The 15463-nt window shown below is 36.2% G+C and carries 15 protein-coding genes; 12 read left to right on the top strand and 3 right to left on the bottom strand.

What is annotated here, in order from left to right; genetic code table 11:
• Positions 1 to 38: 38 nt before the first annotated feature.
• The 9 genes from B176_RS0112000 (at position 39) to porT (ending at position 7259) form a co-directional block, all read left to right on the top strand.
• Complete coding sequence (locus B176_RS0112000) at positions 39 to 842, top strand: glycosyltransferase family 2 protein (RefSeq protein ID WP_017259060.1); 804 nt, start codon at positions 39 to 41, stop codon at positions 840 to 842.
• Positions 823 to 1710 carry a glycosyltransferase family 2 protein gene (locus B176_RS0111995; protein WP_017259059.1) on the top strand — a complete coding sequence of 296 codons (888 nt, stop codon included), beginning with the start codon at positions 823 to 825 and terminating at the stop codon, positions 1708 to 1710. The genes B176_RS0112000 and B176_RS0111995 overlap by 20 nt, the downstream gene beginning before the upstream one ends.
• Positions 1707 to 2684, top strand: coding sequence for a hypothetical protein (locus tag B176_RS0111990; protein ID WP_017259058.1), 978 nt, complete (start codon positions 1707 to 1709; stop codon positions 2682 to 2684). Before B176_RS0111995 ends, B176_RS0111990 begins: the two co-directional genes overlap by 4 nt.
• Entirely contained in the window at positions 2681 to 4033 is a 1353-nt protein-coding gene (locus B176_RS0111985) for a flippase (RefSeq protein ID WP_017259057.1), read from the top strand. Before B176_RS0111990 ends, B176_RS0111985 begins: the two co-directional genes overlap by 4 nt.
• Positions 4030 to 4860 (top strand): alpha-1,2-fucosyltransferase, encoded by an 831-nt coding sequence (locus tag B176_RS0111980; RefSeq protein ID WP_017259056.1) that lies wholly within the window; start codon positions 4030 to 4032, stop codon positions 4858 to 4860. The genes B176_RS0111985 and B176_RS0111980 overlap by 4 nt, the downstream gene beginning before the upstream one ends.
• Positions 4861 to 5177: 317 nt before the next feature.
• Positions 5178 to 5396, top strand: coding sequence for a DUF2683 family protein (locus B176_RS0111975; RefSeq protein ID WP_017259055.1), 219 nt, complete (start codon positions 5178 to 5180; stop codon positions 5394 to 5396).
• Complete coding sequence (locus tag B176_RS0111970) at positions 5378 to 5659, top strand: Txe/YoeB family addiction module toxin (RefSeq protein WP_017259054.1); 282 nt, start codon at positions 5378 to 5380, stop codon at positions 5657 to 5659. Before B176_RS0111975 ends, B176_RS0111970 begins: the two co-directional genes overlap by 19 nt.
• A gap of 110 nt (positions 5660 to 5769) precedes the next feature.
• Complete coding sequence (gene ubiE, locus B176_RS0111965; RefSeq protein WP_026063299.1) at positions 5770 to 6501, top strand: bifunctional demethylmenaquinone methyltransferase/2-methoxy-6-polyprenyl-1,4-benzoquinol methylase UbiE; 732 nt, start codon at positions 5770 to 5772, stop codon at positions 6499 to 6501.
• Positions 6498 to 7259, top strand: a complete 762-nt coding sequence (gene porT, locus B176_RS0111960) for a type IX secretion/gliding motility protein PorT/SprT (protein WP_017259052.1) — start codon at positions 6498 to 6500, stop codon at positions 7257 to 7259. Before ubiE ends, porT begins: the two co-directional genes overlap by 4 nt.
• Before the next feature lie 138 nt (positions 7260 to 7397).
• Here the strand turns inward: porT and B176_RS0111955 are convergent, their stop codons facing one another.
• The 3 genes from B176_RS0111955 to B176_RS0111945 all read right to left on the bottom strand — a co-directional run bounded on the left by B176_RS0111955 (position 7398) and on the right by B176_RS0111945 (position 9897).
• Positions 7398 to 7952 carry a sugar O-acetyltransferase gene (locus B176_RS0111955; protein ID WP_017259051.1) on the bottom strand — a complete coding sequence of 185 codons (555 nt, stop codon included), beginning with the start codon at positions 7950 to 7952 and terminating at the stop codon, positions 7398 to 7400.
• Between the two features lie 104 nt (positions 7953 to 8056).
• The gene (locus B176_RS0111950; protein ID WP_017259050.1) at positions 8057 to 9001 is read right to left on the bottom strand and encodes an MlaD family protein; all 945 of its coding nucleotides are present in this window, start codon (positions 8999 to 9001) and stop codon (positions 8057 to 8059) included.
• 35 nt (positions 9002 to 9036) lie between these two features.
• On the bottom strand, positions 9037 to 9897 hold the full coding sequence (locus B176_RS0111945; RefSeq protein ID WP_017259049.1) for an N-acetylmuramoyl-L-alanine amidase family protein: 861 nt from the start codon (positions 9895 to 9897) through the stop codon (positions 9037 to 9039).
• A 57-nt stretch (positions 9898 to 9954) separates the two neighbouring features.
• Here B176_RS0111945 and B176_RS0111940 point away from each other — a divergent pair, with 57 nt between their 5' ends.
• The 3 genes from B176_RS0111940 to B176_RS0111930 all read left to right on the top strand — a co-directional run bounded on the left by B176_RS0111940 (position 9955) and on the right by B176_RS0111930 (position 15353).
• Positions 9955 to 12597 (top strand): putative LPS assembly protein LptD, encoded by a 2643-nt coding sequence (locus B176_RS0111940; protein ID WP_193372307.1) that lies wholly within the window; start codon positions 9955 to 9957, stop codon positions 12595 to 12597.
• Between the two features lie 4 nt (positions 12598 to 12601).
• Entirely contained in the window at positions 12602 to 13849 is a 1248-nt protein-coding gene (locus B176_RS0111935) for a competence/damage-inducible protein A (RefSeq protein ID WP_017259047.1), read from the top strand.
• Positions 13850 to 13997: 148 nt separating this feature from the next.
• A complete protein-coding gene (locus B176_RS0111930) occupies positions 13998 to 15353 on the top strand; it encodes a dihydrolipoamide acetyltransferase family protein (RefSeq protein WP_017259046.1) in 1356 nt (451 codons plus the stop codon).
• Positions 15354 to 15463: the final 110 nt, after the last annotated feature.

Genomic DNA, 15463 nt, shown 5'->3' with positions numbered 1-15463 from the left:
GGTTTATTTTATAGTTTAGCAGTTAATTTTTTTTATAAATGGTGGTCTTTAATGATATCTCGGTACTGGTTACCCATTATAATCGGAGCAAATCTTTAGAAAAACTTCTGAAAGGATTACATAGGCTAGAATTAAAGTTCCACGAAATTGTAGTTTCTGATGATGGCAGCAAGCCCGAGCATCTTGATTTTGTTGAAGAATTACAGCGCATTTATCAGTTTACACTGATTAAAACACCAGTCAACAAAGGTCTTGGCAATAATATCAATAAAGGGCAAAAAGTAATAAAAACACCATACACTTTATATATTCAGGAAGATTTTATTCCACAACCTATATTAATTGAGAAATTACAGAAAGCCCACCAATTTTTAGAAAAGGATGCAGACTTAGATTTTGTACGCTTTTATGCCTATTTTAAGTTCCCTTATTTAATACCAGTGAGCGATGGTTTCTCGGAAATGCACTTTAAACACCGTAATTTTTGGGAAGGCTACCGTAAATTTTATGTATACAGTGATCATCCGCATTTACGCCGTCAGAACTTTTTTGATAGATTTGGAGAATATGAAGAGGGGATAAAGCCCGACAGAACAGAGTACAATATGATGATGCAGGTATTGGCAGGTAAGCCAAAAGCTTATTTCTATGATGATATCAACGTTCTATTAGCACAAGAAAATAGTGTTGAAGAGCCTAGTACGATTAAAAGAAATATTTTGCGCAACAGCAACCGTTTATTCTCTGTGATAACTAGAGCAGTTTATCGATATTTACGATTTAATCTAGAATTACTAATTTTTAAAATAAAGCGCAAAACCAATGGCCGTAGCCTTATTTAAATTGCCATCTTGGTTAAAACCGCATCTTTATTTTAATAAAGGTTTTGCCGATTTGAGCAATCTTGAGCTTAATGATATCAGAGAAAGAATCTGCAGATTCAGCGATGATGAAGCTGAGATTTCTGTAATGATTCCCGCTTGGAACGAGGAAAACAATATATTCAGAACTTTATCGTCATTAGCGGCTAGCAATACCACCAGAAAAGTGGAAATTGTAGTGATCAACAATAACTCTACAGACGGTACACAAAAAGTTTTAGACGCACTTAGCGTACGAAGTTACTTTGAACCACAGCAGGGAATTACTTTTGCTAGGCAATTGGGTTTAGAAAAAGCCAAGGGAAAATACCATTTATGTGCAGATTCGGATACTTTTTATCCACCCGGATGGATTGACGCAATGGTTGCACCTTTACAGGCGGATAATGAAATTGTTGGCGTGTATGGCAGGTACGCATTTATTCCGGAAAACGCATACGATCGTTGTGTGTTTTGGATTTATGAGCGCTTTGCAGGTATTATCATCAGGTTACGCAAAAGAAACCGGGAGCATATCAATTTTTTAGGCTTCAACATGGGCTTTATTACTCAAGTTGGTTTGGATAACGGAGGTTTTAAAGTAAAGAATGTACGTAAATTTGACAACGCCATAGGCAGCGAATATTATGTTGATGAATCTGAAGATGGGCGAATGGCAGTTAATTTAATGAAAACGGGAAAACTAAAATTAGTGACTGATCAAAAAGCCACAGTTTTTACATCTTCTCGTAGATTGATTGCTGAGGGCGGGATTTTAAAAGCATTCAAATACCGAATTAAACTTCACTCAAAACGCTTGTTAGAATATTTAAATGGAGGGAAAATTTGACGGCGCATAAAGTACCAAATAACATCATTACCAAACTAATTAGCTTATATGTTAGATTAAGATATGGTAAATTACACTGGGATGTAAGATATTATTACAGAGATACCTACTATTGCCAATTTGTGCAGCTCAAATACATTTTCAAAGATTATTTTTCTAAGAAAAAGTATAAAGTGATTTCTTTTGATGGTGAGTTTGCACCCGAATTGGAGTTTGTGATTCCATTTGCTTATTGGCATTACAAAAATGGTACGCTATTAAGAACGGAAGGCGCAAAGTTTACCAAAGAAATGTATTTCTTTTCGCCCGATCATCAAGAAGTTTATAATGTGCGAACCAACGAAGGCAATTACAATTACGAAACGCCGAGGATTTTATACAGCCATAATTACGATATGAAAAAATGGGAGCAAGTACCTTTTAAAGCCCATTTTAAAAATGATATTTTTGTTTACGATAAGCCAGTTTTGGTGGTTGCAAACCGTTACAATACCGAATGGGACGGCCCACCAATTAGTTTCTTTAGCATAGATATGTTGAAATTCATCTTTGATAAACTTGGTGCACATTATCAGATTATTTATAACCGTCCGCGACCAGAGCAAATTACTTCTGATACCAGTGAAGTGAATGATTTAAATGAATACGACTTTATCAAAAAGGAATATCCGTCAGTGGTTTTAATGGAAGATTTATACCGGGAGAACGCAATTAAAGCAACCAGTTTCAATCATTTTCAGATGTGTGTTTATGCCAACGCCGACAAGTTTTTATCCATTCATGGCGGAACCGCAGCTTTGGCAAGTTGCTTTGAAGGTGAAAATATTATTTTATCCAAACAAGGTCCTGAGCATCATTTTGGGTGTTTCCAAACACTATTTCCCAAATTATCTGGCGCAATAATCCATCATGCTAAAAACGATGAAGAGGTGAAAGCTTACATTAACGATTTTTACACCCCAAATAAAGCATGAAAGGAGAGGGGAATTACTGGCTAAAATCCGGGCTGATTAACGTTTTTCAAAATATGGCAGGCGTTTTATTTGGTTTTGGAAGCTTTTTCTTTTTGGTTAGGGGGTTATCAGAACATGATTATGGTGTTTGGATTGTTTACATGACCACCATAACTATTCTCAATATCTTTAGAGATGGTTTGATTAGAAACGCGTTGATAAAATTTTTATCTGGCGCAAGCGATGAAGAAAAGCCGAAAATTATGTCGGCGGCTTTCACTATCAATTTAATGATTACCGTAGTAATTGTAGTTTTAAACCTTTCTTTGGGTGCGGTTTTGGCTCGTTTACTTAACTCGCCCGAGCTGATTAATCTCTTTTATCTTTTCAATATCGTATATGTTTTAAACGGAATATTAACGCAGTTTAACTGTATAGAGCAAGCTCATTTTAAGTTTAAAGGGGTTTTTGTTTCAAATACTGTTTTCCAGGCTATATTTTTTGCATACGTACTTTATTGTTATGTGCTAAAAGTAAATATTCAGTTAAGTCATTTGGTTTTTGTACAAATTATTGGCTCTGCTACGGCAATGCTAATTGCATTTTTTTACACCAAGCCATTTTTAAATTTTGCGGTTGGTATTTACAAAGGGTGGATGCTAAAGTTATTTAATTACGGCAAATACGCTTTTGGCACTTCAATGAGCTCTATATTATCGGGTAGTGTTGATCAAATGATGCTTTCCAGTATCATTTCGCCAAGTGCTTCTGGCGTGTTCAACGTAGCTGTTAAAATAGTGAACCTGATAGATATCCCAACCAGTGCCGTTGCCAATATTGTGTTTCCGCAAAGTGCCAAACGAATAGAGACCGAAGGGAAAGATGCTATTAGGTATCTTTATGAAAAATCTGTAGGTACAATTTTGGCAATTTTAATTCCAGGCTTAATTTTTATCTATATTTTTCCAAGTTTTGTACTTTACCTTTTAGCTGGCGAAAAGTATACAGATGCAGTCCCATTACTCCGTATTACCTTATTGTACACGCTGTTGATCCCTTTTGGTAGGCAGTTTGGGATTATTTTAGACTCTATCGGGAAAACAAAAACCACCTTCTATATTGTGGTGGTAACCGCAACAATAAACCTAACGCTAAACTATTTCTTTATTTTAAAAATTGGAGTATTGGGTGCCGCTTATGCAACTTTAGCGTCAAATATTGTTGGGTTTATTATAGCGCAGTACATTTTACGTAAGGAATTAGGCGTTAAATTTTACCACACTTTTGTTTACGCCTATCGTTTTTATCCAGAGTTTTATACGTCTTTTGTAAAACCACAAATCACAAAATTTAAAAACAGAAAAAAATGATCGGTGTTAAATTTGACGGTAGGTTAGGCAACCAGCTTTTTCAGTATGTTTTTTTAAAATACTTAAAACAGCGGGAGCCGGGGACTACTGTTTTTTTTACTAATCCTCATCATGCCTATATTCAAAAATATTTTGATTTAGAAGGCAATGATAATGCTTTGCTGGCGTCAAAAGCTTATTCTGCAATTACCAGGTCCTTACCTTTTCTTTTGCAACTAAAGCAGGTTTATATCCATAATTGGATTATCCCGAAAGAATTTGTTGTCAAAAACTGGTCGGTTTATGTAGGTTATTTTCAATCAGATTATTATTACCAACAGCTCCAGCAAAAGCCAATTTTTAAAATCAAACAAACCTATCGCGATGATTTTGAAAATTTATACGGAAAACTTTATCGCGAAAACAAAACAGTAGTGGTTCATATTCGTCGTACTGATTATATGAATTACGGCGAAAGAAGAAAACGTGATATTTCTTTACCAATGGCTTATTTTAAAAAACGTTTAAACGCGATTGAAAACTTACAAGACTATAAAGTAATTTTTGTGAGTGATGATATCAAGCATGTGAAAGAGGTTTTTACAACTAAGCCAAACTATGTTTTCTCAGAAAACAACGAGATTATAGACTTTCAAGTTATTCAGAATGCGGATATCAGCATTATTTCTAATAGTACTTTTGCTTGGTGGGCATCGTATCTTAGTCCTAAAAAGAAAGTAGTTTATGCCCCCAAAAATTGGTTTGGTTTTAAAATAAATGCAGAACATCCAAGAGGCATCATGACAGATAAATTTGTTTGGTGCGATGTGTTGGAAGAAGCTTACTAAGTCAAAAGACTTATGCGTGGATAATACTATACTGTAGTTTAAAGAGTTCGTTATTTTGAACGATATTGAAACATCTCACAAACAGGTATCATACTTATAATAAGCACTCGTTACATGCAGGCGTAAGTCAGCTAAATTGTTAATTCAAAACCTCAAACTGTCCTTAGAGTTCCGCAGGGGGCTAAGGATTAAGGGAATGGAAAAGAGTTTCCAAACTCTTCAATTTCGTAAACCCCATACGTATAGAAATATAAGAGTTTTTGACTTCTATATTCAATCCATATTTTTGTACCTTTATGTCTCAAATTATTACTTCTATGACTACATTAACTATAAAAATAAACGAACGCACCAAAGCCGGAAAGTCTTTTATGGCATTAATCGAGTCATTTTCAAAAAAGGGTGATGGTGTTGAAATCATTTCGGATAAAAAAAACATTTACAATCCTGAATTTGTTAAAATGGTAAAGGAGGCTGAGGCAAATCCTGTCCGTATAAAAGTAGATCCAAAAAATGTATGGCAAAGTTTGAAATAGTTTTAACCGAAAAAGCCAACAAGGATTTACAAGTAATAAGAAAAAGTGGTAATAAGGCTACTATCAATAAAATTGATAAAATTTTTCTCGAACTAGAAGAACACCCACGAACGGGTACAGGAAAGGTTGAAGCATTAAAAGATAACCTTTCGGGTTATTGGTCACGAAGACTAAACCAAAAAGACAGATTAATCTATAAAATAGAAGATGAAATAGTTATTGTAACTGTAATCTCTGCACAGGGGCACTATTCTGATAAATAAAAATCCTTACGTTTCTTCAATCTGTAGAACGCTTCGCTTAATTCTACAGGACCCCGGACTCGCTTTTAACCTCCCGCCTTTACACAAATAAAATTATCTTTGCACAAATGATGTCAGAAAACGTTACACCCTACAAAGACCAACAGGTAGCAAAAAAAGAACAGGTTGCTACCATGTTCAATAATATCTCTAAAACTTACGATTTTTTAAACCACTTTATGTCTTTAGGCATTGATATAATTTGGCGTAAGATGGCAATTAAGGAGCTTTTGAAAGACAAACCGCAAACTATTTTAGATGTAGCAACGGGCACTGGCGATTTCGCTTTTGAAGCATTAGAAATTTTGAAGCCTAGTAAGATTGTAGGTGTAGATATTTCTGAAGGAATGTTGGCGGTAGCCCGAGAAAAAATTATCAAACGTAAAAAGTCAGATGTTTTTGAGGTAAGACTTGGAGATTCTGAAAAATTGCTTTTTGAAGACGACAGCTTTGACGCCATAACGGTTGCCTATGGTGTAAGGAATTTTGAGAATTTGGAGAAAGGAATTGCAGACATGCGTCGCGTTTTGAAACCCGGTGGTAAAGCTGTGATTTTGGAGTTCTCCAAGCCGAAGGTTTTTCCGGTAAAGCAACTTTACAACTTTTACTTTCAACACGTAACACCAACTATCGGAAAAGTTTTTTCTAAAGATGCGAGCGCTTATTCTTATTTACCTGAGTCTGTAAATGCATTTCCAGACGGAGAAACTTTTACTAAGTTAATGGATAAAGTAGGTTATAAAGATACGAAATGCCGTCCCTTAGCGTTTGGGATTTGTTCCATATACACTGGCGTTAAATGATCAAAATAAAAACATTTATTTGTTTTATTCTTTTAATATCATCAATAAGTTGTTTCGCACAAGGTAATTATGGTGGCGGTGTTGATGATGAGACACTACATTTTGGTTTTGGTTTTCAGTATATCAGCTCTGAATACAAGATCCAAAAATTTGCAGATTGGCAAGCGCCTTTTCCAGAATTTGCTTCAGATCCCAACAAAGGTTTAAAGAGCATCCGTTCTATTCAAAACCCCGGTTTTGGGATTGGTTTTGTTTCTGATTTGTATATAACACCAAATGTAAACCTAAGATTTACGCCCATTTTTGTATTTGCCGATCGTATTATCGATTATGAATTTAATGATGGCATGTCACACGATTGGCATGGGGTTAAATCTCCAGAAGGTTTCACACGTAGAGTTGTCAATTCCACCATGTTTGAATTTCCGGTAGGAATAAAACTAAAATCCGATAGAAGAAATAATTTTAGAGCTTACTTACTTGCAGGAGGAAAATACGGTATCGACATTGGTGCTAAAAAGAACGCCGATGATGAAGGAGAGATTGCAATCAACATGCAATTGAAAAATAACAAAGGGATTCTTTCATACGAGGTTGGTATAGGCTTTGACCTTTATTTTGAATTTTTTAAGCTTTCACCAGAAATTAAACTGAGCAACTCTATAAAAAATATCCTAAAAAGAGAAGATCACCCTTACTCAAGTCCAATAGAAAAACTATACTTAAGAAACTTTGTTTTTAGTTTGTATTTTGAATAAAAAAATTATCACTTAGGTCATTATTTGTGGTTCCGCTGATAGTACTTAACGTGAATTAGGTATTTAATTGTCTGATTATCAGTATTATTTGATAAATAAGGCGAGGTTAAAACTAAATAGAAAGCAGTAAAAAAGGAACTAATCCAATTTTTTAATCACTTTAGCAGGGTTTCCCACCGCCATTGAGTTGTCCGGAATATCTTTAGTTACTACAGAACCGGCGCCAATTACGCAGTTGTTGCCAATATTCACTCCGGGTAAAATAATGCTCCCACCACCAACCCAAACATCGTTGCCAATTGTAATTTCTTTAGCATACTCTAACGTTTTGCGGAGTTCTTTATCAATAGGATGCGTAGCAGTATATAACTGAACGCCCGGCGCAAACATTACATCGTTACCAATGGTAACTTTGGCCACATCTAGCACAACACAGTTTACGTTAAAATAAACACGCTCTCCACAGCTAATATTATAACCATAGTCGCAATGGAACGGCGGTTCAATGTACAAGCTTTTTGTCGCTTGAGGTATCAGCTCTTTGATAATCTGCTTGGCGGTTTTGGTAACCAGGTATTCCGTAATGTTTAATTGCCGTAACAGTCGCTTGGCGCTTCTGCGGTCTTTTACCAGCTGTTCGTCGTTGGCATTATAAAATTCGCCGGCAATCATTTTTTCTTTTTCTGTCTTCATCGTATTACGTAAATTAAGAAAGTATCCTAATAAAAAACGGAAAAAGCTAACCTTTTTCCGTTCTAAAATATATTTTCTATTCAGGTTCAAAACCCGTGGATGAATTAGTCTTTTCTTCCGCCAAAAACAGAGAAGCTAACGTAGCGTTTAGGATTTGCTTTTACATCGAGCATCAAGTTGTCTAAGTTTTTAGCAGAGTTGTTTAAATTGTCGTACAGCTTGCTGTCGTTCAATAAAAGTGCAATTGACCCTGTACCTGTATTTATTTTATTTACGGCAGTTTGCAATTCCATAACTGCTTTATTTGCATTATCAATGGTAGTTTGGATTTGCGTTTTTGCCAACTGACCAGAAAAAGAATCCAAATTCGTCATCATTGAATTGATGCGTTCGTTATTGTTTTTAAGGTTATTTGAAATAGATTCTGCATTGGCTAAAATCACATCAATACGTTGAGCTTGGATACTTACCGTTCCATCAACGGTTTTAGAAGTTGATTCTAAATATTCTAAAGTTTTAGCAATACTGGCAAAGCTTCTATTTACGTTTTTCTGAAATTCAGGGTTAAGTATCGTGTTGACAGAAGTTAGTAAGGAATCAAGTTTCGCAATAATTACCTGAGCCTTTTTTTGCACTGGCTCTACTTTCTCGAGCAAGTTAGCTTGTACGTTGGCGTTTAAAGTATCGCCATCTACTGCGTACTTAATGCTGTTTCCTAAATCAAAAACTACGGCTTTACTTCCTAATAAATCAGTGCTTTCTAAGCGAGCTATCGTATTGGTTGGAATTGCATACTTAGGGTCAATTTTAAATTGTGCTAAAATTTGTCCGTTTTCTTGTAGCGTTAATGCAGATACACGACCAACTTGGTATCCATTTACCAGCACTGGCTTTGAAACCGCAAGCCCATCTACCTTGTCGTATTTTGCGTAAAATTCGTTTTCGCTTGAAAAGATGTCATTTCCTTTCAAAAAGTTATAGCCTACAATAAATATTACAATGGCTATAGCGGCTAAAATACCTACTTTGGTTTCGTTAGAGATTTTCAAATGGAATCGATTTAGTTTGTCTTTAATGTAAATTGTTAATTCTCGACCAATTTTTTATACTTCGTAATTGCAGTTAAAATATTATTTACAATCTCGGCTTGGCCACTTTCCGAGTTGATGTATTTTTCCTCTTCTGGGTTGCTGATAAAACCAATTTCTGTTAAAATTGCAGGCATCCCAGCTCTCTGTAAAACCGCTAAACCTTGTTCTTTAATACCTCTATCTACCCGTCCAGAGCTTGTGTACTGCTCCTGCACTAATGATGCCAATCTTATACTCTGATCTCTAAAAGCATTCTTCATTAAAGAAAAAATAATATAACTCTCTGGGTCATTAGGGTCAAAGCCATCGTAGTTGTTTTTATAATCTTTTTCTAAAAGGATAGAAGCATTTTCTCTTATGGCTACATTTTGTTCATTTAAGCGATTATAACCTGCTACAAAAGTTTCTGTTCCTCGTGTGTCTGGATTAGGGATGCTTTTATAAACCGCTTTTCCATTTACAATAAAACGACGACGAACCAAAGGCATGGAATTACAGTGTATAGAAATGAAAATATCAGCTTTTTCTCTATTTGCAATGCCAATTCTATCATAAAGTTTTACAAACACATCGGTTTTTCTCGTGTAAACCACCCTAACATCTGGAAGCTTATCTTCAATTGCTTTTCCTAATTTTAAGGATACCTCTAAGGCAACATTTTTTTCTTTTGAAAAAGCACCATGGGTCGAACCATCTTCACCTCCATGACCGGCGTCGATAACAATGGTTTTTACTTTTGCGCTTGTGGATAAATAATTTTTTCCGTCGCCTGATTTTAGAGAACTAAATAGTGAAAAAGTAAAAGTTGTTAATATTAAACATGTAATAAACCTTTTTGATGTTGTAATTTTCATTAATTTTGGACGTTTTTTGATAACCTTTGTTTACAAAAATATTATTCTTATTTGATTTTGAAATTTAACTATATATTTTTTACATGTGTCTTACTATTTGTAAACATTAGTACAAAAGTCCATGCTTCTTTCCAGCAAGATACACTAAAAAAAGTTGTAGTAACTGATAGCAGTTCTGTTGTTAAAACGGATAGCATAAAGAAAAAGTCTAAACCTGGCGAAATTACTGATGTAATTAAAGCTGTAGCCTCCGATTCTTCTTTTTACGATGTAAAAGAAAATGTGATGTATCTTTTTGGTAATGCCCGGATTACTTACGGCGAAGCCCAAGTTGATGCTGGTTATATAAAAGTTGATTATAAGGATAATACGGTTTTTGCAAAAGGCATAACAGATTCTTTAGGAAGGTTTTCGGGTTTGCCGATTTTTAAAGATCCATCGCAGGGAGCTTTAACCGCCGACTCGGTTTTTTATAATTTTAAAACAGAAAAAGGTAAGATTTTTCAGGTGTACTCTGAGCAAGATGGGGGCTACATTACTGGTGGAAAAATTAAAAAACAGGTGAATGACGAGGTGCACATGAAAAATGTAATCTACTCTACCTGCGATTTGCCTTCGCCACATCAACATTTTGGTATCGTAATTACAAAAGGAATCGCCACACAAAATCAGATTGTAACCGGGCCGGCTTATATGTTTATCGAGGATGTGCCATTGCCCTTTGTTATTCCATTTGGCTTTTTTCCGAAACCTAATAAAAGAGCATCTGGAATTCTGTTGCCTCAAGTAGGTGAGGATGCTACTTTAGGTTTCTTTTTGCGTGATTTTGGCTATTATATTGGTTTAAATGATTATTGGGATTTAACTTTAAAGGGAGGTGTTTACTCCAAAGGTTCCTACGAAGCCAACGCAGCTAGTAGATATACCAAGCGTTATAAATACAGCGGAAATCTTTATCTGTCATATTCCTCTCGTAAGTTTGGGGTAGAGGGAACGCCAGAGTTCGAAAACCCTACAAAAGATTTCCAGATCAGGTGGTCGCATCAGCAAAACCCAAATGCTCGTCCGGGGACTAATTTTGGGGCATCTGTAAATGCAAGTACTAGAGGTGCTTTTAAAAACGTACCAGGTTATAGTTACCAACAGATTGTACAAAACCAACTCAGCTCAAGTATCTCCTACAGTAAAAATTGGGCAAATTCGCCCTTTAGTTTAACAACTGCTTTAACACATAGTCAAGATTTATCAACCGGAACGGTTTCTATCAGTTTACCGAGTTTGAATTTTAGCATGAGCACTTTAAATCCATTTGACTCTAAAGAGAGGGTAGGAGAGCAAAAGTGGTATCAACGGATTGCGGTTGGCTATTCTATGCAGGCAGATAATCAGCTAAATACTTTCGATTCCTTGTTGTTTAAAAACGAGAGTTTGAGAAGATTACGTAGCGGTGTTCAACACAATATTCCGATATCAATGTCATCAAAGGTGTTGAAATTTTTTCAATTTAGCCAAAGCATCAACTATAGCGAAAAATGGTATTTTCAAACCATTAGAAAGCAGTATGTTGCAAGGCCAACCCCTATGGGAACCATTGATTCTGTTGCATTAGATACCATTCCCGGGTTTAGAAGAGCATCTGACTATAGCGTTGGCGGAAGTTTAAGCACCAAAATTTACGGTATGGTGAACTTTAAAAAGGGAAAGCTGATGGCCGTTCGGCATGTTATCACACCCAATGTTGGTTTTTCTTACCGTCCGGATTTTGGGCAGGCTAAATTTGGCTATTATGACAGCTTGCAGGTTGATCAATACGGTAGAAAGCAAGCCTACTCAATTTTTGAGAATAGTTTATACGGTGGCCCAGGAAACGGAAAGAGTGCTGCAATAAACTTTGGGTTAGATAACAATATAGAAATAAAAGTGCGAAGTGCTAAGGATACTACCAATAATGGTATCCGGAAAATCCCGATCTTACAGGGTTTATCCGTAAACGGTTCCTATAATTTTGTGGCAGATAGTTTAAAACTTTCGCAATTAAGTTTTGGTGGACGAACTTTCTTTACCGAAAAATTAGGTGTAAGTTTCTCTGGTTCATTTGATCCATATGTATTTTATACAGAAACCGTAAGTGGCAGGTTGCAAGGTAGAAACATCAATAGGTATCGCTGGCAAGACGGTAAATTACCCCGTTTAACGAATTTCAACTTTTCTTTTGACTACAGCTTAAACTCAACCTCGCTCGGTAAAAACAATAGAGCCAACAATCCACCTCCACCGGGCAATAACGCCGATCTTTTTAACAGAGTAAACGCAGAACAGGCAGAGCAGTTGCAACAAATTAGCCGAAATGCAAATGCTTTTGTTGATTTTAACATCCCGTGGAACCTTAGTTTTTACTATAACTTCAACTACTCAAACAGCGGTTTGCAAAAACAATTGGTACAAACTTTAAACGCCAATGGCGATTTTAATTTAACACCAAAATGGAAAGTGCAGTTTAACACAGGTTACGATTTTAGAAATAATGCAATCAGCTTGACTTCTTTCTCTATTTATAGAGATTTGCACTGTTGGGATATGTCTATTCGGTGGATTCCTTTTGGCCCTTACCAGAGTTACAGTATAGATTTAAGGGTTAAATCCTCAATTTTACAGGATTTGAAATTGAGCAAGAGAAGAGAATATTACAACCAGTTTTAAATATATGCAAGCAGAGCTAATTACCATAGGTGATGAAATTTTAATCGGACAGATTGTTGATACTAACTCTGCCTGGATGGCAACGGAGCTCAATAAAATAGGAATCAAAGTAAAACAGATCAGTTCTGTTTCTGATGATGTAGAACATATTTTGGAAGCTTTAGCAGAAGCAGAAAAAAGAGCAGACTTGGTGCTGATTACCGGAGGTTTAGGGCCTACCAAAGACGATATCACTAAAAAAACTTTAGCTAAATATTTCAATTGCGATGAATTTGTGCTCCACCAGCCATCTTTGGATGTTGTGAAAGAGATTTTTGCAAAATATAATCGACCATTATTAGAGGTAAACATACAGCAGGCAATGGTTCCCAAGGTATGTGAAGTGATTTTAAATGAGCAAGGTACTGCGCCCGCAATGTTGTTTAGAAAAGAGAAAAAGCTTTTTATCTCCATGCCCGGTGTTCCTTACGAGATGAAGGGCATTATGACTAGTTCTGTAATACCGCTCATTCAGAATATCTATCATCTGCCCGCGGTGTATCATCAAACTATTTTAACAGCAGGCGTGGGGGAGTCTTTTTTAGCCGAAATTTTAGAACCTATTGAAGATCGTTTGCCAAACTATATTAAGCTTGCTTATTTACCAAAGTTAGGTTCCGTTAGGTTACGTTTAAGTACCACCGAACATGCTTCAGATGCTTTAATCAAAGAAGTTAACGCTTTCGCTGATGAAATAACAAATGCTATACCCAATGATTGGGTTGCAAAAGAAGACTTACCGATAGAAAAAGTAATCTTGAATTTAATGAAACAGCAATCATTGACCTTATCTGTTGCAGAAAGTTGCACAGGTGGCGATATTGCGAGCACCATAACCCAACATGCGGGTTGTTCATCTGTTTTTTTAGGTGGAGCAGTTACCTATTCAAATAGCTTAAAATCAAAAGTATTAGGTGTAAAAGCGGATACTTTAGCCAAATTCGGAGCGGTAAGTGAGGAAACAGTAAGGGAAATGGCTCAAGGAGCAATAGAAAATTTCGAATCAGATTATAGCGTTGCAGTTAGTGGGGTAGCTGGTCCAGATGGTGGAACTATAGGAAAACCGGTAGGTACGGTTTGGATTGCCGTTGCAAATAAACAGCAGGTGGTGTCGAAGAAGTTTGTTTTTGGTAACAAAAGAGTTCAGAATATTGAACGAGCTACAATGGCCGCTTTTACGCTTTTATTTAAATTATTAAAATCCCATAGTTAAACTCTTCGCCGAAATTTATTGCGTATGACCACCTTGAGAATTGATTTGTGACGTACGCTCAAACACTTTTACCCAAAAAACAGTTGTACGATTGTTAGGCTAAAAGGCATTATATTATTAATTTTGATTTTAAACTTATAAAAACTCCATGGCTCAATACGAACTTTTATTACCAAAAATGGGAGAGAGCGTTGCGGAAGCAACGATTATCAAATGGGCCAAGCAACCTGGAGACCAAATCGAAGTTGACGATAGCATACTTGAAATCGCAACCGATAAGGTAGATTCTGAAGTGCCATCGCCGGTAAAAGGTAAATTACTTGAGCAGTTATTTAAAGAAAATGAAATTGCACAGGTTGGTGATGTAATTGCACTTATCGAAATAGAAGGAGAAGATAGCGGTCCGGAACCCGACAAAGAAGAACCCGCTGTTGAAGAGCCTGAAAGCGAACAAGAAATTCCATATGTTCCAGCAAACGATGAACAAGATATTAAAGAGAAAATTTCTGATTTTTCTACATCTGAGCGTTTTTACTCTCCTTTGGTAAAAAGTATTGCACAAGAAGAAGGTATTGATGTGGCAGAACTTGATCAAATCAAAGGGTCGGGGAATGAAGGTAGAGTGACGAAAGACGATTTGTTGAGTTATATAACAAGCCGTGGTTCTAAAAATGAACCAATTCGCAGTAATGCCAAATCAGAAAATATTGGAGATTCGAGACAAACTTCATCTGCAAACGAATCATCATCTACACCTGCTTTTAATAAAACTGTATTTCCTGCTCATAAACCAATGTCTGACGAGATTGTGGAGATGGATAGGATGCGGAAAGTGATAGCTGAACACATGATTGCTAGTAAAGAAATTGCAGCTCATGTCACTTCTTTTGTAGAAGCAGATGTCACTAATTTGGTTTTATGGAGAGAGAAAGTAAAAGGTGCTTTCGAAAAACGCGAAGGAGAAAAAATAACCTTTACACCAATTTTTGTAGAGGCCGTAACGAAGGCGATCAAGGATATGCCCATGATCAACATCTCTTTGAACGGGAGTCAGATTATCAAGAAAAAAGATATTAATATAGGAATGGCCGCTGCCTTGCCAAACGGAAACTTAATTGTTCCAGTGATAAAAAACGCCGATCAGTTAAGTTTAGTTGGTTTAACTAAAGCGGTAAATGATTTAGCAAAACGAGCCAAACAGAACAAACTTGTACCTGATGAGGTAAAAGGAGGAACATTTACATTGACGAATATTGGTGGGTTTGGAAATATTATGGGAACACCTATCATCAACCAGCCACAAGTAGCTATTTTAGCGGTAGGCGCTATCAAAAAGAAGCCTGCAGTTTTAGAAACTCAATATGGGGATGTTATCGCAATTAGACACATGATGTATCTTTCGCTATCTTATGATCATAGAATTGTAGATGGCGCTTTAGGTGGCACTTTTGTAAAACGCGTTGCAGATTACTTAGAGCAGTGGGACGTAAATAGGGAACTCTAAACATAACCTATTAGGTATGAGTTAATTCTATTTACTGGTGAAAACTTAATGTTGAAATAGAATAAATAAAAAAAACCGGGCTGTCTCTTTATCAGACACAGCCCGGTTTC

This window comes from Pedobacter arcticus A12, assembly GCF_000302595.1.
Taxonomy (GTDB): Bacteria; Bacteroidota; Bacteroidia; order Sphingobacteriales; family Sphingobacteriaceae; genus Pseudopedobacter; species Pseudopedobacter arcticus.
This window is presented reverse-complemented; position numbering and strand designations above follow the sequence as displayed.